The 21,020-nt window shown below is 74.0% G+C and carries 18 protein-coding genes; 4 read left to right on the top strand and 14 right to left on the bottom strand.

The window, feature by feature from the left end; all coding sequences use genetic code 11:
* Positions 1-36 precede the first annotated feature (36 nt).
* A complete protein-coding gene (locus tag AC07A6_RS06060) occupies positions 37-1,167 on the bottom strand; it encodes a helix-turn-helix transcriptional regulator (RefSeq protein WP_478776263.1) in 1,131 nt (376 codons plus the stop codon).
* Between the two features lie 122 nt (positions 1,168-1,289).
* Here AC07A6_RS06060 and AC07A6_RS06055 point away from each other — a divergent pair, with 122 nt between their 5' ends.
* Positions 1,290-1,628, top strand: coding sequence for a hypothetical protein (locus tag AC07A6_RS06055; protein WP_478776262.1), 339 nt, complete (start codon positions 1,290-1,292; stop codon positions 1,626-1,628).
* Positions 1,629-1,663: 35 nt separating this feature from the next.
* On the opposite strand, the gene AC07A6_RS06050 is transcribed toward AC07A6_RS06055, so the two are convergent.
* Positions 1,664-2,491 (bottom strand): PaaX family transcriptional regulator C-terminal domain-containing protein, encoded by an 828-nt coding sequence (locus tag AC07A6_RS06050; protein ID WP_478776277.1) that lies wholly within the window; start codon positions 2,489-2,491, stop codon positions 1,664-1,666.
* A 356-nt stretch (positions 2,492-2,847) separates the two neighbouring features.
* Between AC07A6_RS06050 and AC07A6_RS06045 the strand changes: the two genes are divergently transcribed.
* Complete coding sequence (locus AC07A6_RS06045) at positions 2,848-3,138, top strand: hypothetical protein (protein ID WP_478776261.1); 291 nt, start codon at positions 2,848-2,850, stop codon at positions 3,136-3,138.
* 52 nt (positions 3,139-3,190) lie between these two features.
* On the opposite strand, the gene AC07A6_RS06040 is transcribed toward AC07A6_RS06045, so the two are convergent.
* The gene (locus tag AC07A6_RS06040) at positions 3,191-3,325 is read right to left on the bottom strand and encodes a hypothetical protein (RefSeq protein WP_478776260.1); all 135 of its coding nucleotides are present in this window, start codon (positions 3,323-3,325) and stop codon (positions 3,191-3,193) included.
* Between the two features lie 400 nt (positions 3,326-3,725).
* Here AC07A6_RS06040 and AC07A6_RS06035 point away from each other — a divergent pair, with 400 nt between their 5' ends.
* On the top strand, positions 3,726-4,562 hold the full coding sequence (locus tag AC07A6_RS06035; RefSeq protein ID WP_478776259.1) for a class II glutamine amidotransferase: 837 nt from the start codon (positions 3,726-3,728) through the stop codon (positions 4,560-4,562).
* Entirely contained in the window at positions 4,562-6,400 is a 1,839-nt protein-coding gene (locus AC07A6_RS06030) for a glycoside hydrolase family 15 protein (RefSeq protein ID WP_478776258.1), read from the top strand. The genes AC07A6_RS06035 and AC07A6_RS06030 overlap by 1 nt, the downstream gene beginning before the upstream one ends.
* Positions 6,401-6,453: 53 nt before the next feature.
* On the opposite strand, the gene AC07A6_RS06025 is transcribed toward AC07A6_RS06030, so the two are convergent.
* Genes AC07A6_RS06025 through AC07A6_RS05975 form a run of 11 tightly spaced genes read right to left on the bottom strand, consistent with a single transcriptional unit; the run spans position 6,454 to position 20,889 of the window.
* Complete coding sequence (locus AC07A6_RS06025) at positions 6,454-8,004, bottom strand: TRAFAC clade GTPase domain-containing protein (protein ID WP_478776257.1); 1,551 nt, start codon at positions 8,002-8,004, stop codon at positions 6,454-6,456.
* A 6-nt stretch (positions 8,005-8,010) separates the two neighbouring features.
* Entirely contained in the window at positions 8,011-10,512 is a 2,502-nt protein-coding gene (locus AC07A6_RS06020; protein ID WP_478776256.1) for a GTPase-associated protein 1-related protein, read from the bottom strand.
* Complete coding sequence (locus AC07A6_RS06015; RefSeq protein ID WP_362466106.1) at positions 10,509-11,699, bottom strand: TRAFAC clade GTPase domain-containing protein; 1,191 nt, start codon at positions 11,697-11,699, stop codon at positions 10,509-10,511. Before AC07A6_RS06015 ends, AC07A6_RS06020 begins: the two co-directional genes overlap by 4 nt.
* Positions 11,699-13,774, bottom strand: coding sequence for an Hsp70 family protein (locus AC07A6_RS06010; RefSeq protein WP_478776255.1), 2,076 nt, complete (start codon positions 13,772-13,774; stop codon positions 11,699-11,701). Before AC07A6_RS06010 ends, AC07A6_RS06015 begins: the two co-directional genes overlap by 1 nt.
* Positions 13,771-15,891 (bottom strand): AAA family ATPase, encoded by a 2,121-nt coding sequence (locus AC07A6_RS06005; RefSeq protein WP_478776254.1) that lies wholly within the window; start codon positions 15,889-15,891, stop codon positions 13,771-13,773. Before AC07A6_RS06005 ends, AC07A6_RS06010 begins: the two co-directional genes overlap by 4 nt.
* Positions 15,879-17,327 carry a hypothetical protein gene (locus tag AC07A6_RS06000; protein WP_478776253.1) on the bottom strand — a complete coding sequence of 483 codons (1,449 nt, stop codon included), beginning with the start codon at positions 17,325-17,327 and terminating at the stop codon, positions 15,879-15,881. Before AC07A6_RS06000 ends, AC07A6_RS06005 begins: the two co-directional genes overlap by 13 nt.
* Positions 17,324-17,974, bottom strand: coding sequence for a 4Fe-4S single cluster domain-containing protein (locus AC07A6_RS05995; RefSeq protein WP_362466095.1), 651 nt, complete (start codon positions 17,972-17,974; stop codon positions 17,324-17,326). Before AC07A6_RS05995 ends, AC07A6_RS06000 begins: the two co-directional genes overlap by 4 nt.
* Positions 17,962-19,071 carry a hypothetical protein gene (locus AC07A6_RS05990; protein WP_478776276.1) on the bottom strand — a complete coding sequence of 370 codons (1,110 nt, stop codon included), beginning with the start codon at positions 19,069-19,071 and terminating at the stop codon, positions 17,962-17,964. The genes AC07A6_RS05995 and AC07A6_RS05990 overlap by 13 nt, the downstream gene beginning before the upstream one ends.
* Positions 19,072-19,073: 2 nt before the next feature.
* Complete coding sequence (locus AC07A6_RS05985) at positions 19,074-19,898, bottom strand: PP2C family serine/threonine-protein phosphatase (RefSeq protein ID WP_478776252.1); 825 nt, start codon at positions 19,896-19,898, stop codon at positions 19,074-19,076.
* Positions 19,895-20,665: a vWA domain-containing protein gene (locus AC07A6_RS05980; protein ID WP_362466089.1), complete on the bottom strand. Its 771-nt coding sequence runs from the start codon at positions 20,663-20,665 to the stop codon at positions 19,895-19,897. Before AC07A6_RS05980 ends, AC07A6_RS05985 begins: the two co-directional genes overlap by 4 nt.
* Positions 20,662-20,889 (bottom strand): hypothetical protein, encoded by a 228-nt coding sequence (locus AC07A6_RS05975; protein WP_478776251.1) that lies wholly within the window; start codon positions 20,887-20,889, stop codon positions 20,662-20,664. The genes AC07A6_RS05980 and AC07A6_RS05975 overlap by 4 nt, the downstream gene beginning before the upstream one ends.
* Positions 20,890-21,020 lie beyond the last annotated feature (131 nt).

Raw genomic sequence — 21,020 nt, 5'->3', positions numbered from 1 at the left:
CGGCTGAACTTACGTACGAATAAAGGGAGTTCACCACTACATGGCGGCCGTGGTGAACCATCCGGAGGACCCCATGGCGCGGCCGCCCTCCACGTCGGGCCGGTAGTGGCCGAAGTAGAGGAGCCGCAGGAGCCGGCCCCGGCTGTTCGTCCCGGTCTTGTCGAACGCCTTCTTGAGGTGGTCCCTGACCGTGTGGGGGGAGATGCCGAGCCGCCGGGAGATCTCGGTGTCGGACATGCCGTAGACGACGAGCCGTGCGACCTCTTGCTCGCGGGCGGTGAGGTCGTACGCCTCCATCAGGATCCCGATGGTGTGCTCGGGCCGGCTGGGCTGGACGATGACCGCGACGCGCCCGGCCGTGTCCATGAGCGTGGCCGCGAGCGATGCCCAGCGCCCCGCCCCGTCGTGCACGCGTACGGACGCCTCGCCCGCCGCACGGGCCCTGCTCGCCGCGTGCAGGACCGGCTGCGGGATCCGGCCGGGTCCGGCGGTCCCGCCGCCCAGCCGGTCGAGCCACACCTGCCCGGACGGGCTGACCCCCTCGACGCCGCCGTCGGGCGCGAAGGTGAGCAGTCCGGGGGCGGCGGGGTCCTGCGGGTCCACGGCGGCGGCGTCGTGGCGGAGGTACGAACGCCGCAGCCCGTCGGCGACGGCGGGCGCGAGCGCCCCCACGGCCGCGATCTCCTCCACGCCGAACGGGGCCCGGTCGCCGCCCCGGTGCAGGACCAGCGCCCCCCACACCGTGTGGCGTCCGCGCAGGACCACGCGCATCTCGTCGCCCAGGCCGGTCGGACGGTAGACGTCGCGGTAGCGGCGACTGGTGTGCGGGCGCGCGTGGGTGGCCTGCCACAGCCCGGCCGCGAGCCGGCCGGTCCCGACGAGGTGGGGGAAGTGGTTGACGTCCTCCTCCCCGTACTCGATGTCGAGGAGCCTGGGCAGATGGGTGTGCGGAACTCCCTTCTCGTGGAAGCCGCCGGTGTGCATGAGCGTGGCCGGGTCCAGGGTCAGTCCGCACACCCCGTCCACCGCGACCGCCGCGGGGATGATCTCGTTGAGGCCGCTGAACAGCGTCATCGGATCCGGGAGCCCCTGGCACAGCTTCTCGATCCTCGTGCGGGCCCGGCGCAGCGCGGCGCCGTCGGGTAAACCTGCGTTCGATCGGGTCACGCGGGTCTGTTACCGCACCGCCCGGTCCGGCGAAACCCCGACTTCCGGGGATCGAAGGCGGCGGCCGGTCGAACTAGCTTTCAACCGCACACAAGCCCGACTCGAATCCCACGGGAGGACCCATGCAACTGCGCAGCAAGGCGCTCGGCATAGCCGCCGCGACCGTCACCGCCGCCGGCCTCGCCCTGGTGCCCGCCACCTCGGCCGCCGCCGCCCCCGCCGGAACGCAGAGCCTCGCCTCGTGCATCGGCCACTACGCGAACACGGCCTACTGGATGGACTGCACCGGCGGCACGCAGACGAGCTGGGCCCGCCTCGGCGGCCTCTGCGGCCCGACGTCCGGCATCGCGGTGTGGAACTGGTCGAACTGGTACCGGATCGGCCCCGGCGAGAGCTGGACCCTCAGCCGGGAATGCAACGTACGGGTCTGGGGCCAGCGGGTCGAGGTCCGCCCGTACTGACCGCACATCCGGCCCGCCCACCCCGGGGCGGCGGATCACCGGGGCGGGGGACCGGTCGGGGCGTCGTCGTAGAGCCGGAAGAGGCGTGGCCCGCCGCTGTCCTCGCCGTCGTCGCGCTGGCCCTCCCAGCACCGGGCGGCGAGGGCGCGGGCGCCCGGCCAGGGCCGGGGCAGCAGCTCGGGAGGCAGCAGGGGGTCGGGCTCCACGGCGGCGGTGAAGGCCGCCGCCAGCTCGACGGCGTACGTCAGCCGTTCGGCGCCGGTGGGACGGCGGCCGGGGGTGGACAGGTGGGCGAGGCGGGCCCCGGCGAGGGCGGCGAGGGCCTCGTACCGCTCGGCGACCGGGCCGAGCGGCCACAACAGGGCGGCCGGCCGCACCGGCTCCTGCTCCTCGCCGACCCTCAGGCCGCGGCTGGTGAAGCGGCTGAGGGAGGGCAGGACGCCGAGGTGGCGGGCGTGGGCCTCCACGATGCCGCCGATCTCGTTCGCGGCGACGTACAGACCGCCCTGGAGCGGAGCCGCGCCGAGGTGGAGGAGGGTGTCGCGCAGGGCGTCGCGGGACTGCCGCGCGGTCTCGGGGATGGCGAAGGCGAACAGGTGCCAGGCTCCGTCCCAGGGGGCGAGCCCCCGGTCCTGCCGGTAGGCGTGGCGTACGTACTCGACGCCTCCTCCCGGAACCGGCCCTGCGCGTCGCCCATTACCCCGACGCCACCCACGGCCTGGTCGGACACACCGTCGAGGACTCCCCGCTGCGCCTGACCCTGACCGCCCTGTTCGCGCCTGGAGCCCTCTTCGCCGAGGGGTTCCTGGCCGACCAGCAGCACTTCCTGACGTCCACCGGCACCGGCGGAGCCTGACGTCGATGACGACCGGACCCGGTCGTGGTCAGGGTCTGTCCAGGACATCCGGGATGGGGATGGTGGTGCCAGTGCCGAAGGTGTCCGCGAGTGCGTAGGCCGCGTCGGAGCCGACGGCAGCATCGTCCCCTAGAGCAGCTGACGGACCGTCGGGGTGGCCCCCCGGCTTCAGCTGGGCCGGGCCCCGTTGGTGCCGTCGGTCACGATCGCATCGGCCGCAGTGAGGGCCGGCGCGGGCGGGGCCTGGGCGGGGGCCGTGTCCGCGGACCATGGTCCGGAATGCCAATGGCAGTCTTGTAGGGCTGCCGAGCGGGGTCGACAGGGCCTTCTTGGAAGATTTGATTCATGCGACCGGGAGGGTGGATGGACTCGGAAGAGTACTTCGCGAAGAGGGCGCGCATCGTTCGAAGCCTTCAGGCGCACTCGTTGAGCGGCGAATCCGCGATTTCGGTCATGCGCTTCCTGGTGGAGATGATCGGCCCACGCGACGATCTCGGCGAGGTTGCGTTCGGGGTTGTCGGGTGCATGCACGATGCCTTCGAGATGTCGCTCTGGGATGCCAAGCGCCTGTCCCGATGGCGTGAGCTCGGAGGAGACCTCTCGGATGAGGAGATGGAGGAGCGGATCGGTTCGCTTACTCCTCGCGCACTGTAATTGCGTGTACCGAATTGCTGCCCCTGGAGGGACGAGGGGTGGCGGGTGAACGTCAGAGGCCCTGCGTCTGGGGCGTACGGAGCGCGGCGCGGGTGCTCCGTTCGGCATTGCGGGCGGCGAAGGCGGCGACTGCCTGGTCGAAGTTGGCATCCTCCTGGGCGGCGACCACTACGGCTCCGTATCTCACCGGCCGACAAGATCGGGCTGGCGAAGATCGGGGAGTCGTGCGCCTCCTCAATGTAGCGGGCAACTGGCTGCCCGTGCGGCGGCCGGCGTGCCGCTCGCCCGTCGGCGCCGCCTGGCCCGGGTGACCACCGGGGTGTGCGCTTCGGCTGCCTGCCTGGTCCTCGCCCTTGGAGCCTGCCGATCCGGTGCCGACCGCCTGCCAAGCGGCGCGGCGGCGACCCGCGGTGTCGCGCCGATGCCCGCCGGAGGCCTCGGGCCGGCCCCTGGCCGCCGGCCCGCCCCGTGTGGCGCGCCCTGGGGTGCGAGTCGAGAATGGGACTGCCGGGCCGGGTCCGTGTGATGCCACCCGCCGGGGAGCGCGGTTCGCGGTCGGCGTGGCCCAAGGATCCAGGTGATCGCAGATGTGCCGATGGCTCGCCTACTCGGGGACACCCGTGCTGCTCGACACCATCCTCTACAAGCCCGCCCACTCCCTGATCGACCAGAGCCTGCACTCCAAGCTCGGTGTGGAGACCACCAACGGGGACGGGTTCGGTGTCGGCTGGTACTCGGAGGGGGACGCCACGCCGGCGCTGCTCAGGGACGTCGGGCCCGCCTGGAACAACCGGAATCTGCGGGAGATGGCCGACCACGTCCGCGCGCCCCTGTTCTTCGCCCACATCCGCGCGTCGACCGGCACGGCGGTGCAGCAGTCGAACTGCCACCCGTTCCGGCACGGCCGATGGATGTTCATGCACAACGGCTCGATTTCCGGCTTCCATCTGATGCGGCGCGACCTCGCCCTCCTCGTCGATCCCGCCCTGTACGCCGACATCGAGGGGACGACCGACTCGGAGGTGATGTTCTACCTGGCCCTCACCTTCGGCCTGGAACAGGACCCGCCGGCCGCCGTGGCCCGGATGGCGGGCGTGGTGGAGCGCGCCGGGCACGACCACGGAGTGGAGTTCCCGCTCCAGATGACGCTCGCCGTCACCGACGGCGAAAGCGTGTGGGCCTTCCGGTACTCCAGCGCGCACGCGTCCAGGTCGTTGTTCTACAGCAGCCGGGTGGATGACCTGCGCAGGCTGCACCCCGACGTCGGGTTCCTGCGGGAGATCTCCGAGGAGACGCGACTCGTCGTGTCCGAGCCCCTCGGCGACCTGCCCGGCGCCTGGAACGAAGTGCCGGAGAGCACCTACGGCATCGTCCGGCCGGGCGCCGACGCGATGCACCCCTTCGCCCCGATGACGCCCGCGTGATGCGCGCCTACCCGCCCATCGCCGAACACGGTCTGATCGGGGACCTCCAGACCTGTGCCCTCGTCTCGTCCGAGGGGGTGCTCGACTGGTTCTGCTCACCGCGCTTCGACTCGCCCAGCGTCTTCGCGAGCCTGCTCGACCACGACCGCGGCGGGTACTTCGCCATCACGACCGACGCCGCCCACGATGCCGATGTCGTCACCCGCCAGCTGTACATGGCCGACACCGCGGTCCTCATCACCCGCTCCCTCACCCCCGAAGGCGTCGGCGAGGTCGTCGACTTCATGCCCGTCCACGAGCCGCACACCGCCACCGACCGGCACCAGGTGGTGCGCGTCATGCGGGTCGTACGCGGAACCGTGCGCTTCGAGCTGGAGTGCCGGCCGCGCTTCGACTACGGCCGGGCGTCCCACGAGCTCATGTGTGACGGATCCACCGCCCGGTTCGACGGGCCCGGCATCAGCGCCTACCTGCAGGCGTTGGGTCCTGTGGTGCTGGAGGCCGACGGGGCCGACGTGCGGGCGAGCGTGACCCTGGCCGAGGGCGGACGCGCGGCCGTCCTGCTGACCGTCTGCGACGCGGGCGGCCCGGCCCCACCGCCCGTGAGCCAGGGCGAAATGATCGAGGAGTTCGACGCCGTGCGCGACTACTGGCACCGCTGGATCGGACGCTGCACCTACCGCGGCCGCTGGCAGCAGATGGTCAACCGCTCCGCGATCACCCTCAAGCTGATGACGTACGCCCCCACCGGTGCGCCCATCGCCGCCGCCACCATGGGACTGCCCGAGCAGGAGGGCGGCGAGCGCAACTGGGACTACCGCTACACCTGGGTCCGTGACGCCTCCCTCGCGGTGCGCGCCATGCGCGACCTCGGCTTCACCGAGGAGGCGCACGCCTTCGGGGGCTGGCTCATGCGGCGGCTGAGGGACGGCGGGGCTCCCAACGGCGAGCCCCTGCAGATCATGTACCGCGTCGACGGGGACCCGTACCTGACCGAAGAGGTCCTCGGCCACCTGGAGGGCTGGCGCGGCTCCGCACCGGTGCGCGCGGGCAACGGAGCCGCGGACCAGCTGCAGATGGACATCTACGGGGAGGCCGTCCACGGCCTCGTCCAGGCCGGCCGGGTGGGCGACGCGGTGGGCTTCGACGACTGGCGGCTCTGCACCGCCCTGCTGGACTGGCTGTGCGAGAACTGGGACCGCCCCGACGAGGGCATCTGGGAGACCAGGGGCGGCCGGAAGGACTTCACCTACAGCCGCGTCATGTGCTGGGTCGCCCTGGACCGCGGCATCCGGCAGGCCACGGCCACCGGACGCCCCGCCGACCTGGCCCGCTGGACGGCCGCACGGGACGCGATCATGGACCAGGTCATGACGCTCGGGTGGAGCGGGGAACGGCAGGCGTTCGTCCAGGAGTACGGCAGCAGTGTCCTGGACGCCTCGCTGCTGCTCATGCCCATGGTCGGCTTCGTCACCCCCAAGGACCCGCGCTGGCTGTCCACACTCGACGCCATGGACCGCGAGCTCGTGTCCGACAGCCTCGTCCACCGCTACGACCCGGCGGCTTCCCCCGACGGCCTGCGGGGCTCCGAGGGCACGTTCTCTCTGTGCACCTTCCTCTACGTGTACGCCCTCGCCACGGCCGGCCGACGCGATCAGGCCCGTTACGCCTTCGACAAGATGCTCACGTACGCCAACCACGTCGGGCTGTTCGCCGAGGAGGTCGGTCTCACCGGCGAACAGCTCGGGAACTTCCCCCAGGCCTTCACCCACCTGGCGCTCATCACAGCGGCAATCGCGCTCGACTCCGAACTCGACCGGAGGGCCGGGGAGGTCTGACAGGAGGGCTGGCAGGGGGGAGGAGGTCTCAGCCCTGCGGTTCACCCTGCGGTTCAGCCCCGCAGGCACCACTCGACGAACCCCGTGATGCTGCCGTCCACCCCGGCGTCCTCGTCCGCCACCGCGGCCGTACGGAAGAAGTGGACCTCCCGGAAGTGCAGCTCCATGGCCTGCACGAGGCTGTGCAGGCCCAGCGCCTCGCGCAGCCAGGTCCGGGCGCCGTCGCTGTCTTCGAGGCCTGCCGGCACCAGGCCCTGCTCGGCGAGCAGGTCCGTCTTGCTGATGGCGACCGCGAGGCGCGAGCGTTGCAGTGGGGCGCCCATCGCGGCCACGGCCTGGACCGAGCGGGCGAAGACCTCTTCCGGATCCACCGTGGATCCCAGGGTCCGGTCCAGCAGCGGGCCGGGCGCTGGTTCCATGCTGGTCCAGAACGCCTTCACCGCCATCGGATCCAGCACGAAGACGAAGGTGCGCGCGGCCCGTGCGTAGCGCAGCGCATCGGTGTCCTCACGGTCGACGAACCGCTCGCCGGCCGTGTCGAAGAGGTGGATGAGCCGCTGGGACAGGCCGCTGCCGAGGACGAAGGAGTGGGCCCGGGGCAGGCTCTTCTGGGTGGCGAGGGTGTGCCCCCGCATCCGGAGTACCTCGCGCAGCACCTGGTAGTTGGCGTCCGACTCCTCGTCGGCGAGGGTGATCGCCGGACCGCCGTTCGCCGCGGCGTGCTCCAGGGACAGCAGCATGGCCGCCATCAGCTGGGTCTTGCCCGCTGCCTGTCCGCCGATCAGCGGTATCACCACTTCGGGCATGTGGCCGGCGTCCGTGTTCATCGCCTTCCCGCAGTGCGGGTGGACGCAGTACGCCTGGAGCCGCGAGTTCCGGCCCATCAGCATCAGCAGGGTCGGCATGCGCTGTCCGCACTCGCAGCGGCGCTGGAAGATGCCGTACGTCCCCGGGCGGATGTCGGCGTGCCGGCGCCGGCAGGTGGGGCCGGGGCAGTCGTACGCCGGGTAGGGCACGCGCTCGAAGCAGTGCGGGCAGAGCATGCCGGTGCGCAGCCGCTTCATCCACAGCACCGTCCGGTCGACGGCCCTCAGGGCGCCGGCGAGGAGCCGGGCCCCGCCCGTCAGCAGCGCCAGGACGTGCGCGTGCAGGGCGAACAGCAGGGCGAGCAGCGGAACGGCCACGGCCGCGCCCGCGCCGAGTCCCAGGTACAGGGTCAGGCCGTACGGGACGGTGAAGGCCCGGTGCTGCGTCGGGGCGACGAACTGCCGTGAGGTCACTCGGCGGAAGGAATCGCCGACCGTGCCGGCGTACGCGCGCCCCTCCAGCGTGAGCAGCTGGCGCAGGTCGCGGGAGGCCGGACCGAAGAAGTAGTTTCGGTACGCCTTCACCTCCTCGTCCTGGGGGCGGTAGGGCGGCAGCGTCCGGAACTCGGGGGTGCGCCGGTACACGACGCCGACCAGCGTGCGGCCGTACCCGGCGAGCACCTGCATGACGAGCGCGAGGCCCCGCAGGGCGGCGATCAAGGGGACGAAGGGCAGGTACCAGGACAGCCCGATGAGGAAGAGGGCCGGGAGCAGGACGAACCTGACGATTTCAGACATGGAGGATCACCGCCCCTTCTTCTTCCGGGAGTTGTCGGGGGCCGGGGTGTCGGGCCCCACCGGGTCCGGCGGGTCGGTGGAGATGAGCGCGGTGAGCCTGCGGAGGAGCCCGGGCTTGCGGGGAGGGCCCGCCGGGCCGGGCCGCCGGGCCTCGGCCCGCTCGGCGTAGTGGTCGGCGAGTGCGGCCCCGTGGGGCCGCACCGCGTCCTCCAGCCGTTTCAGGTCGGCCACGTGCCAGTGCGCCTCGGGATGGGCCCGGATCGCCACGACGCCGTCCTCCTGGGCCTGCGACAGCCGAGCCCTCCTGGGCAGGGTGACGACGGTGGCGACATGACCGAGCAGGACGTCGTCGATCCGCTCGACTCCCGTCACCTGCCGGTGCAGCAGCCACAGGTACCGGTCCAGGTCGCGGGGGGTCAGCTCCGCCAGGCGGCCGCGGAGCCGGCCGACGTCGGCGGGCAGGCGCAGCATGGCCGGCACCAGGTGGAGACGCCTCAACGCCCGCGGGGCCGGCCACGGTTTGGTGTCCGGGATCGTGAACTCGGCGAAGAGCTCCGAAGCCTCGCGGGAGTCACTGAGCGCGACCTCCAGGTCGAGCGTGAACCGTACGAGCTCCGCGGCGCTCGCCGGCAGCCAGGTGAAGCGGCGCGGGTGGGAGAGGACGCGGCACAGCGCGAGGCAGTCGGCGAGCGCGTCCTCGTCCTCGATACCTTGGCTCAGGGCGCGGTCGAACCACTCGCCGACGACGGGGTCCACCGGCTCCGAAACGGGCAGCTCCGCTGCGATGTGTGCCGCCTCCCGGTGCGTCCAGGTGCGCGAAGGCTGCCGCCACAGGCCGCGGAGCAGCTCCTCGTCGGGCGACGTGCGTCCGCGGATGCTCAGGATCTTGAACATGAGCGGGACCGTGTTCGAGGGATCGCGCTCGGCCCTCGCCCGCAGGTGGTGCTCCAGGAGCAGGGGCCGGCCCGCCAGGTCGCCTTCGTGCAGGAGCTCGGCGGGGAACTGCGCGAAGAGCTGCTCCTGCCCCGTGCGCCGTTCCAGCGCCTCCTCCACCGCGGTGGCCAGCGAGGTCCTCATCACCGGCAGGACGCGGACGAGTTCGGCCACTTCGCGGCGGAAGCCCGGCGCCGGCGCCGTGGTCCCGAGCAGCGCGTGGGACAGGGTGAGCGTCTCGCGCGCCATGACCTCCGACGGCACCGGGAGGCGGGCGCCCACGGCCCAGAGCAGCAGGCGCGTGCGCTCGCGCGCGGTCCGCACCTCGGTCTCCAGCAGCCGCTCCCACAGGGCGCGGGCCCGCTCACGTGCCTGCGGATCGGTGATCGGCACGGGCTCGACGGCGTCCTCGGCGGCGCTCGTGTAGGCCCGCATGCGCAGCCCGTACAGCTTCCCCTCGATCTCCTGGTGGACCGCCGCGTCACCGCCTGCTCGCGCGGCCGCGCTCAGCGCGGTCAGCTGGGTGTCGTCCAGGTCCCGGTGCTCACGGTGGACGGCGGTGGCGACGGCCGCCCCGCGCGCCCCCAGATGGCCGGCCCCGGCCAGCCAGCCGATCACCGCGTGGACGTCGGCCGGGGCCAGCGCGATGCCACCGGAGACCGCGGCCGCCGCGACGGGGGCGTGCCAGTCGTCCGGAGTCTCCTCCGTGCCCTCCGCGTAGTCCGCCGTCCAGGACCAGACGGGCCGGGCGGATCCGACACCGATCCTGGTGAGGAGGCGGACCAGTGCGGGGACGGGCACCTCGGGGAACACGCCCCGGGCGAAGTCGAAGACGGTGTAGGCCGCTTCGTCCTCCGGGGCGAAGGAGAGCGGAGGCTCGGGCACGGTGCCGATCAGGTGCAGCCGGCTGCGGGCCGGACGCAGGACGTACGTGGCGAAGGACAGGCCCCGGGAGAGCGGGGGCGGCAGCAGGTAGGAGACCGCGGCGAACCAGTGTGCGATCCGCTCGGTCGAATGGTCGACCACCACCACCGAGCCGTGCTCGGTGAGCGCGGCGAACGCGGCGGCCAGCAGCTCCGGCAGCCGGGCCGCGTGGGGATGGCCGCGCAGGAACTCGCCCACGGCGCGGACGTCGAGCGGCCCGGGAGCGGGCCCGGACAGCGTCGGGATCTCCGTGCTCGGGGACACCGTGCGGGTCCACACCGGCGAGTTCCACAACTCGATCGGCAGCAGTCCGCCCCCGGCCGCCGGGAAGTCCTCACTGTGCAGCGCGTGGGCGAAGTAGTTGCCGAAGCGCCGGGCCGAGTCGCGGCCCACGTACCGCACGCACAGCACGGTGGCGCGGAGCCCCGCCCGGTCGTGGGGCCGGTAGCAGAGGTTGACCGGGCAGCGCTCCAGCGACTCCGGGGTGTCCGACTCCACCAGCGAGCGCGGCGGCTCGTACCCGGCCAGTGCCTCCACAGCCAGCCGGGTCTCCGCTGTGACGCCCGCGCTGACGGCATTGAACTGGAAGCCGGAGAACCCGCTGAGTCCGTGCTCGCAAGAGGTGTAGTAGAGCTGCTGGAAGTGCCTCATCCCCGGCCCGCCTTCGGCACCGAGCCGAACTCGCTCAGCAGCCACAGCAGCGGATCGGCCACCCGGTACGGCTGGATGCCGGTGGGGGCCACCCGGGCGTCGGGGGTGGGATTGCGGCCGAGGGCGGAGACCCCGAAGTAGCGGTAGCGGGAGTAGTGGTTGTTCAGCAGGTGGTCGATCGGAACCCCGTCCCAGTCCTTGAGGAGCCGGCGCACCTCCTCGTGGACGCTGAGGCTGTCGCCGACGTCGAAGCGGCCGCGCGGGGGCGCGTAGTCGCGCAGCGGACTGCCGGGGTCGAGCAGGTGCCAGAAGGCGTCCATCTTCGAGAAGACGACGGCGACCGGGGTGTCGAGCAACCGGCCCGAGCGGCCGGAGCGGGGCGCGAGGAGAAGGCTGGTGACCCGGGAGAGGACGTTGACGGGGGAGTCCAGACCCTCGGTGCCCGGCATCGGCGTACCGGGCAGCGCGTTGTCGCGGGCGCCCGGCATCTGCAGCGGGTCGAGCAGCAGCACGATGCCGTCGGCGTTGGCCAGGTAACGGGTGTTGAGCTCCACGCTCTCCCGGGAGCTGAAGTCCTCGCCGGCGGTGTCGAAGAACGACAGGACGGTGTGCTGCGGGCGTTCGCCGAGCAGGGTCCGCCGGCGCAGGCCGAACCGGAAGACCAGCGGGTCCACCTGGTTGAGGGTGGTGGAAGCGGTCTGGGTGCCGGGGAACATCTGGTTGTCGCGGTAGAGGCGGTCCTCGTACTCGGAGCTGTAGCGCCTCATCGTCGTGTCGTCCGTGCCCATCAGGGCGGCTCCGTACGCCTCTCCCACCCGGTGGCGCAGCTCGTGGAGGAGGACGGTCATGTAGACGGTCTTGCCGGACGCCTTCGGGCCGACCATGGCGATCAGCCGGTTGTCCACCATGCCGAACTGGACGGGCAGTTCGGAGTGGCACACCGGGCAGATCCGGTAGGTGCTCTCACCGTCGCAGTCCGGGCACACGGCCGTGGGCTTGCGGCCGTCCGCGGCGAAGTCCGGGCCGAGGTCGTGGCTGCGGCGAGGTCCCTTGCGCTGGTCGAGGACCTGGTCGCGGCGGCGCGCGCACTGCTTTCCGGTCTTGCTCAGGCGGCTGTTGCAGCGGAACCGGATCTCCCGCAGGGTGAAGCCCTCGTAGCAGTAGGGGCAGGTGAGGCGTTTGGCCATCAGGTGACTCGCAGTCTGTGCAGCGCCGTCGGGCGGATGTCGATGCCGGATTCGGTGTCCGCGTCCGCCGGGAAGCAGACCAGCCAGGACGGGCCGCGGGTGGCGGGCAGCGGGAACTCCACGGTCATGGGGGTGCCGGCGGACAGCCGCTGCGCGGGCACCTCGTGCAGGACCGTGCCCTCGGCGGTGCTGGTGGGACGGAAGCGGCCGAGGCTGTGGACGATGCGGACACCGGGCAGGTCGCAGCCGGTCTCCGAGGTGAAGGTGACCGAAGCGACCCGGCCCTTGAGGCGCCGGCGCACGGCCGGCTCGTACGCGACGACGGCGGGTGCGGCGGGGACGAGCAGCGAGGAGGCACCCTCGCAGCCCTCGCGGAGCTCCGGGACCCACGCCTCCACGGTGAGGGTGGCGGCGCCCCGGCCCACCGCCAGGTCGAACCCGCCGTCGTGCTCGTACACCCGGCGCCGGCACACCACGTCACCGTCCCCGGGGGCCGCAGCGCCGGGGCCCCCTTCCCGGCGCCAGCGGACCCGCGCGCTCAGGGCACCCTCGGGCCATGCCCAGAGGACGAGGAGGTGGTCCCCGCGCCGGATGACCTGGAGCTGGTCGACCGGCACCGCGAACAGGGCATGCGGCCCGTCCGGAGACCCCGTTGCCGCCCCGGGCCCCGGCGAGGGCGGCTCTGCCGCCTCCGTGGGGGCGGCCGCGGAGGGCGCGGGTCCGCCCTCCGCCGGAACGGTGTACAGGGGCTCGGCGTACGCCGGCTCGGTGAGCGCCGGTTCTGTGTACGGGGGCTCGGCGTACGCCGGCTCGGCGTACAGGGGCTCGGTGAGCGGCTGCTCGGCGGGACGCGGTCCGGCGGGCGGCGGCTCCGCGCGGGGTGCCTCGGCCCGGCCCGGTCCGGCGTACGGCTGCCCGGGCTCTTCGGGCGCCGCCGCTTCGAAGGCGTTCCGGAGTCCGCCCGGCCCGGCCGCCCGCCCGGCGTCCTCGCCCGCCGCCGCGCCGCCCTGCCGCGCCCCGGGCTCGGGGTCCTCCGCCCGGGGGCGCCCGGCACGGGGCTCCGGGTCCGTCGCGGCGACGGCGCGTCGCGTGTCCGGCCGGGGCCGGGAGGCGTCCGGGCCGGGGTACCCGGCCTCCGTGCGCGGGTGACCGGCGCCCGGCCTCGCGTATTCGGCCCCGGCCCGCACCGATGGCGGGGCGGATCCGCTGACGACGCGCAGGACGCCGAAGTCCCCCAGTGCCAGCAGCCCCAGTACGACGGCCGATCCGGGCCGGTCACAGCGCACCGAGAGGCCCCGCGCGGCCGGCAGGGCCTCGATCCCGGCCCGCAGCCCCGGCGCGGCGCTCATCCCGCCGGCGAGCAGCACGGTGTCCACCGCCGGTTCCGCGGTGGCCAGTTGCTCCGCAACGGCGGCGAGCAGGCGCTCCCGCAAGGGCGCCACCGCCCGCTCGAAAGCGGTCCGTCCCAGGGTCAGCGGACGCCGCTCGCCGGCCGCGTCCTCCACGGACCCGGTGGCGGTGTCCGAGCCGTCGAGCTCCTGCCGGAGCGCCCGCGCCGCCCGGAGGGGGTCGGAGCCCTCCGGCAGGACGCCGGCCAGTTCCGCGGCTACCGCCGCGTCCCAGGCGTCGCCGCCGAGCGGCAGGCTGAGGGCGCGGACCACGTGCACGGTGAGGTCGGGGGTGATCGCCAGGACGCTCAGGTCCAGCGTCGTCGCCCCCTGGTCGCAGACGAGGACCGTGTGGTCCACGCCCTCCGCGACCGCCCCGTAGTGCAGGGCCACGGCCACCGGCTCCGGTACGACGCGCGCGACGTCGAGTCCGGCGCGCTCCACCGCGTACCGCAGCTCGTCCTCCCGCCCGCCCGACACCGGGAGTCCGACCAGGGCCGTGCGGTCCGGCCCCCTCGCGAGGAGGTCCTCGTCGGCCCGGGACGAGCCGAGCAGCCGGGGCAGCGCGCGGACCGGGTCGAGCACCCCGTCCACGCCCGCCAGCTCGGTCGTGGTCACCTCGGGACGGCCGTCGGGGCCGAACCGCGCGACGCGCCCGTACCGGTGCCCGAGGTCGATGGCGATCATGCCCGTCCGCTCCCTTCGTCCGCGGACGACGTCCTGCCGTCGCCGCCCCGCAGCACGCTGTCGGGGGTGACCTGCGCGGTACCGTCGGCCGCGACGCCGACCCGGATCCGGCTGCCCGGGTCCGGCCGGTGCGCCAGCAGGTGGCTGACGACGGCCGAGCGCACCAGCTCCAGCTCGTTGCGGATCTGACGTCCTCCGTACGCCTGGTGCTCGGGGTCCGCCATCCGCTCCGTGATCCACGGGTGCAGGGTGTCCGGGTCGGCGATCAGCTCCACCCGGTGGCGTTCGCGGACCGACTCGGCGAGCTGGCGCAGCAGCCGGTCGGCGATGCTCACGACGTGCTCGTGGCGCAGCATGTCGAAGACGACCACCCCCGGCTTGAGCCGCCCGTAGATCTCGGGCCTGCCGATCCGGCGGAACTTGTCCTCCACCGCCCGGGTGAAGTGCGCCTCCAGCTGCCGGTACGAGAGCTCGTCCCGCTCCTCCAGCAGGCTCTGGACCTGCTCCGCACCCGTGTTGGAGGTGAAGATGATCAGGCACTGGGAGAAGTGCGCCGTCTGGCCGCGCCCATCGGTGAGCCGGCCGTCCTCCAGGATCTGCAGGAACTTGTCCAGGACCTTCGGGTGGGCCTTCTCGATCTCGTCGAAGAGCAGCACGCTGAACGGACGCTCCTGCACCCGGCGGGTCAGCTCGCCGCCCTGTTCGTGGCCGATGAACCCGGGCGGCGCACCGGCCAGCCGCTCGGCGGCGTGTTCCTGCTGGTATTCGCTCATGTCGAAGCGGGCGTAGGCACTTTGATCACCGAACATCAACTCGGCCACGGCCTTGGCGAGTTCGGTCTTGCCGACACCGGTGGGCCCCACGAAGAAGAACGCGCCCCGGGGGCGGGCGGTCCCCGAACCGCCGAAGTCGACGCCCACGAACGCGGACTGGAGGGCCGAGGCGACGGCGTTCACGGCCTTGGACTGGCCCACGACCCGGGTGCCGAGGGCCTTGGCGGCCCCCGCGACGGTCTCCCGGTCGAGCTGGGTCCACGGATCGACGCTCACGTTGAGCCGGTGCAGCTCCAGCAGCCGGTCCGGCTTGCGCAGGGGCGCGTTGCGCAGCCACGACGTCCTGGCCAGGGAGTCGATGTCCCAGCCCGTCATGCCGTCGGTGGCGCCGACGAGCGCTTCGAGGTCGGCGCGCGAGGCGTCCTGCGCCCCGTTGAAGTAGCGCTGCAGCCAGCTGAGCCACAGCCGCCGCTCGCTCGGGTCGGGCGGGCCGATGTGCAGGGCGGCGATCCGGGGGTCCTCCAGGTGGAACCAGCCGGGCAGCCGTCCGATGTCGCCGACCGCGCACAGGACCGCGTTGCGCGCGTGCGGGGCCGGGCCCGCGGCCGTGTGCGGGGTCACGGCCTCCGTCATCGCGGCGCGCAGCCTGAGATAGCCCAGGCGGGATTCGGCCTGGTCGGCCGGGAGGTGGTGGTCGACGTCCTCGAAGACGAAGGCGGAGGCCGCGTCCGGCGACGCCACGAGGCGGTGCACGGTGGCCACGACGTCCTCGAACGCGCGTGGCGGCCCCGACTGCCGGGGCGCCAGCAGCCGCTCCCGACCGCGGTCCCGCTCACTGCCGCGCCGGCTCCGCGCCGTGCCGGTCTCGCCGTCGGGCGCCCCCTCCGGGTTCCCGTGGCCTGCCGGCGGCCGGGTCCCCGTGGCGTCCGGGGGCGTCCCGGCCGCCCCGCCGGCCGTCCGCGGCCCCTCGGACGGCCGCCCCTCCCGCAAGCGGTCGAAGCGTTCCGCGTGGCCCGGCAGCGGGAAGGTGAGCCCGCCCACCGGGTCCCACCAGCCGACGGTCTGCGCACCGCGTCGTTCCAGCTGGCGGGCGACCACCATGCGGAAGGAAGCCGGCCGGTCGGCGAACCACCAGCGGTCCCTGATCTGCCCGTTCATGATCACTTGACGCCCGCGGCGCAGCTCCCAGTCCAGCGACACCGCCCACAGCGGCATCATGCCGTCCGCGGCGACCGGCTCCCCGTCGCCCGGGCGTCCGCTCCCGTGGTCCCCGACCGGAGGGCGCCCCCCGGCTCCGGCGCCGTTCGCCCGCTTCGTCCAGTCGGCCGCGCTCACCGGGTCCACGTCCATTCCTTCGCGGCGGTCGGCGGCTTGGGCGGCTGTTCCCCGGACCGCTTGCCCCGCCAGGTGAGTTCACCGGGGACGAAGTCGTTCCGGCTGACGATCGCCTCGTGCACCCGCTCCAGGAGGTCCTCGGTGCGGTCGCACACCGAGCCCTCCGGATCCGGCCGGAGCACGACGTCGGGCTCGCCGTCGACCTGGTAGAGCAGGACGGCGTCTTCGCCGTCCGTGCCGACCGTGGTCCGGTACGTCGCCCCGCTCGGGCGCTCGAAGCCCATCACCAGGCGTCCGTCCTGCTCCGCGCCGCCGGTGAAGGCGAAACCCTCGCCGAGCATGGCGTCCTGCAGCGCCTGGGCCAGGTCCATCCTCCGCGTATAGGCCAACTGGAGTTCGTCCAGCCGTTCTTCGGCTCCGACGAGCAACTCCTCCAGCGCCGCCACCGCCGTCAGCGCGTCCGCCGCCGCCCCGGCCGCGAGCGCGCCCGTGACGGAGGCCAGCGCCGCCTCGATCCGCTCCGCGAGCCCGGGATCGGCCAGCTCCACGGCCTCGGCAGCCGCTTCCCGCACCGCCTGCCGTACGACGCCGAGCCGGTCCGCCGCCTCGGCGAGCGCCGCCGCGAGCCGTTCCCGCTCGGCCTCCGCCGCCGCCTGCCGGTCCGCTTCCCGCGCGGCGGCGCTCTCCTCCGCCTGCCGTGCGGCCTCCCGCGCCCGCTCGGCCCGGCGCAGCTCCTCTGCGGCCTCGGCGGCCCGCTCCCCGCCGGCCGCCGCGTGCCGGGCGAGCGCGTGTTCCACCGTGCCGAGCAACGCCCGGAAGCGCGTCTCCCCGCCCTGGCCGGCCGCGGCGCGCAGCTCGCCGAGCAGGTCGAGGCAGCGCTGGTACCCCTGCCGGTCGTGCTCCCGGGCTTCCGGCCCGATCCGCGCGAGGCGCTCCTCCAGCCCGGCCAGGACGGAGCCGTGGCCGGCGCCCCGGTCGTCGGCCCGCCCCTCCCGGCCGAGCAGGACCACCCGGCCGCGCAGCTCCTCGATCGCCGCGCCGAGGTCCTCGGCGCGGCCGGCGCGGCCCCGCAGCAGGTCCAGCCGCTCCCGCAGGACCCGCACCTCGGAGTCCTGCCCCCGGACCCGCCCCAGCAGCTCGCCCACCTCGGCCAGCCGGCGGACGTCGGCGCCGGACTGTTCCTGGCGCGACCGGGCGGCATGCGCCTCCTGCCGGGCGGCCCGCCGGGCGGCCAGCTCGGTCTCCCTGCGCTCGGCCTCGGCCCGGGCCCGTTCCCGGCGCGCCGCCGCCTCCCGGGCCCGCCGCGCGGCGCGCTCGGCCCGTTCCCTGGCGCGCTGCGCCTCCTGCTGCCTGCGTGCCGCCTCCCGGGCCCGGCGCCGTTCCGCCTCCAGCCGCGCGTAGGCCGGCGCGACCGTGACGGTGCTGTACTTCGGTGATCCGCTCATGCTTCCCTCCCTGCCTCGGCCCGCAGGACGAAGCCCCGTGCCGCGAGCCGTTCCTCGAACCCTTCCCGGAACCCCGGAGCCGGCGGGACCCCTGCCCAGGACAGCGACCCGTCGGCCTCGACGGACAGCTCGACGCCCGCGCTGGTGTCCGGCTCGCTCCCGACGTGCGCGTAGCGGTCCGTCAGGGCGATGAGGCGCTGGTTGGACGAGCCCCGCCAGCGCAGGCCGTGCTGCCGGGAGGCCACGTACGGACCGTCGACGAGGAGGTCGAGGCGCCGCAGCAGCGCGCGCCGGTCCGGGCCGCCCCGGCGCAGGGCCTCGTACCGGAACCCGGAGTAGGCCATCGCACCGAAGTCGGGGCGCCGCGCCCGGACGGAGTCGAGCAGCGCGGCCAGCGCGGCCGCCTGGCCGAAGGGCTCGCCACCGGAGAGGGTGACGCCCTCGATGCCGGGCAACCCGCACAGCCAGTCGGCGAGTTCGGCCACGGTGTGCTCGGTGCCGCCCTCGAAGGGAAGGGTCTCCGCCGCCACGCAGCCCCGGCAGCGCAGCGGGCAGCCCTGCACCCAGATCACGGCCCGGGTCCCCGGCCCCAGGACGGTGCAGCGGTCGAGCCTCCTCGCCACCGAGAGCCGGGTCACCTCTGCCATGCGGTGTTCTCCTTCATGCTCTTCACGTCCTTCGGGTGCCGTGCCGCGCCGTCGGCGGGCGGCCCCGGGGCAAGGGCCGGATAGCCGTCCGCGCCGTGTTCCGCCAGATCGCACCAGGGGCACCACGGCCGCTCCGCCGTGTGCACGTGCAGAGGGTTCCGGCGGCAGGTCCTCAGCCGGGCCGGGTCCGACTCCGCGGCCAGTGCGTCGGCCCAGGCCGACGCGGGGGGCCGGACCCCGCCGAACGCGTTCCGGAAGAGGGCGGTGAGCCGGCGCGGGAGCAGGTCGACGGGCGGCGCGGACCGGGGCAGGACCACTGAGGCCCGGTCGAGCAGGCGGCACCGCCCGTGCAGGATGTTGTCGTCGTACGAGAGGTAGTCGGCGTCGGCCGAGGGATGCCCGGCGAACGGGTGGAGCCCGCACATCAGCAGCTCGTGGACCAGGACCGCGAGCACGAAGTCGTCGCCCGCCCGGTCCGGCGCGGTGCCCGCGGGCGCGCCGATCCGTTCGGGCGCGGTGTGGCCGGGGCTGCCCATCCGTCCGGCGAACACCTCGCCGCCGTCCGTGAACTGCCAGGAGTCGACGTCGGCGATACCGACCCCGCCGCGCGCGTCGACCCAGAGGTTGTCCGGCTTCAGGTCGCCCACCACGTAGCCCTCGGCGTGCAGGTCCGCGAGGAGACGGGCGAGGGAGAGGCCGGCGGCGAGCGCGGTGGCCCACGTCGCGCGGGGGAGTTGCGCCAGACGGGCCTGCGGGGTCAGCAGGTGCGTGAACGGCCGGTGGGTGTGCCGCATGTCGGCCATCACGTAGCCGTCCACTCCGTCGGGGCCCGGCCCGCCGGCCCGGACCCCCGCCATCGGCCAGGCCACCCGCGGGGCGGCCCCGGACAGCAGGCGGACGGTTCGCGGCTCGCGGCGCTGGCGCACCAGCCGGGCGATCCGGCGCTGGTAGGCGTCCGGGTCCGGCGGGGCGGGGACGAGCTTGGCCACCAGGGGGCGCGCGTCGTCCACGGCGTACACGACTCCTTCCGAGCCGCTGCCGATCCGCCGGGTGAGGTGCCATGCGTGCCCGCCGGCGGACACCACCGTGAGGCCCATCGTCACCTGCCGTCCGTCAGCGCGCAGACCACGGTCAGGTCGTCACCGGTCCGCGCCGCCCCGGGCCCGGAGAGCAGGGCGCGCAGGGGTTCGGCGTCACCGCCGTTGGCGCGGAGCGTCGCGGCCAGCCCGCAGAAGAACCGCTCGGACGGCAACGGGCCCGTCTCGGGCGGGAGTTCGCGTACCGACGGATGGTCCAGGGTCAGGGACGCACAGCCGTCGGTGGCGAGGACGACCCCGCTGAGCATCGGCTCCCACAGCACGAAGGACCGTAATCGCAGGGCCGCCCCGGGCGAGGAGAGGAAGACCGTCTCCGCAGCGCCGGGGACCGGCGGCGGCAGGACGAGGTGGCACCGCTCCCGAACGCCGGCGCCGACGGCCCCGGCCCCGGCGGGTCCGCGCGTCAGCACCGTCCCGAAGCAGTCGCCGACCGACAGGAACGCGACCCAGGGGGGCCGCAGGACCGCCGCGGCCAGCGTGCAGGCCAGTGCGTCGGCCCGCACCGGCCCGCCCGGTGCGGGCACCGCCGACAGCACCCCCTCGACCGTCCGCAGGTGGTCCTCGACCACCCGCGCGCCGGCCGCGGCGATCCACCCCGTCCACACCTGCGGGGCGTCCTCGGCCCGTGGGATCCCCTCGGCCAGGACCCGGCAGGCGGTGTCCACGGCGATGTGCGAGCCCAGGGCGCTGCGCTCGCGGCTCCCGGCGCCGTCCGCGACGGCGAGCACCGCCGTCCCGCCCAGGCCGACCGCCTTGAAGGCGTCCTGGCACCCCTGCCCGCCAGCCAGGTGCGCGGTCCCCTGGACGGCGGCCCCCGCCGTGATCACCGGAACTTCTCCTCAAGTAGCTGCATCCGGCGCTCCTGGTCCACGAGATGCGCCGTCCGGAGGTGGATCTCGTCCGCTGCCTGGACCGCCCCGATCCGGTCCGAGCTCTGGAACAGCAGATCGAGGATCTTCCCGAACGGCAGGCCCTCCAGCATCAGGGCGCCCTTCGGCGCGAGGACCCGCAGGAGTTCCAGGTCGGCGCCGCGCACACCGATCGCCTGGAGCACGCACTCGCCCCTCTCCTCGCCGAGGCGCACCTTCCGTGCCGTACCGGCCAGCGCGGCGGCGTCCATCGGCTCCCCGTCCACGTCGCTCGGCGCACCGTCCGTCAGCACCCACAGGAACGGCCTGCGCACTTGGACCTGCCGTGCCTGCAGGGTCCGGTGGCGCTCCCGGGCCAGTTCGAGGGCCGACTCGACGGCCTCCGTCATCCGGGTCAGTCCGGACGCCTCCAGCCGGGGCGGGTGCATCCGGTCCACCGGAACGAAGATCCGGTCCGGGTCGGCCTCCTCGACCGGCACCAGCCGCTCCCGGTCGGGGTCGAAGACCCGCACCCGCGAGTCGAAGGAGATCAGGCAGACCTCGACCCGCGCCCGCAGCCTCGGCTCTGCCCGGATCCCGTCGAACCAGTCGGCCAGAGCCTCGTTCAGCTCGTCGATCCGCGGACTCCCGGCCGGGCGTCCCATGGACTGCGAGGTGTCGAGGAGCAGTACGACGGGCTGCCGTTCGTCGCAGCCCTCCGCAAGTCCGAAGCCGTACTCACTCATTCCGCAGGTGCTCCGCTCTCGTCCGTCGGTGCCGCGGCGCGCGCGAGGAGAAGGCGCCGCGCGGGGTCGTAGCGCACGACGACCTCCGCACCCGGCACCATCCCGGGGGAGTCCGGGAGCATGCGCAGCAGCACACCCTCGACCAGGACGTACCCGTCGGGATCCGGCCAGGTGATGACCCGGCCCGCCGCCCCATGCCCCCACTGCTCCATCCCACCGCTCATGCGCACACGCTAGGTGACCGGACATCAACTCCGCGCGCATCGGCAGAGATTACCCACATCAGATCGCCCCCGTGCCCCGGTGCGCCGCCCGGTGCGCCCTCGCGCGCCCCGGGCACCCTTCCATTGCACAG

The sequence above is a fragment of the Streptomyces sp. NPDC044002 genome (genome assembly GCF_056434525.1).
This window is presented reverse-complemented; position numbering and strand designations above follow the sequence as displayed.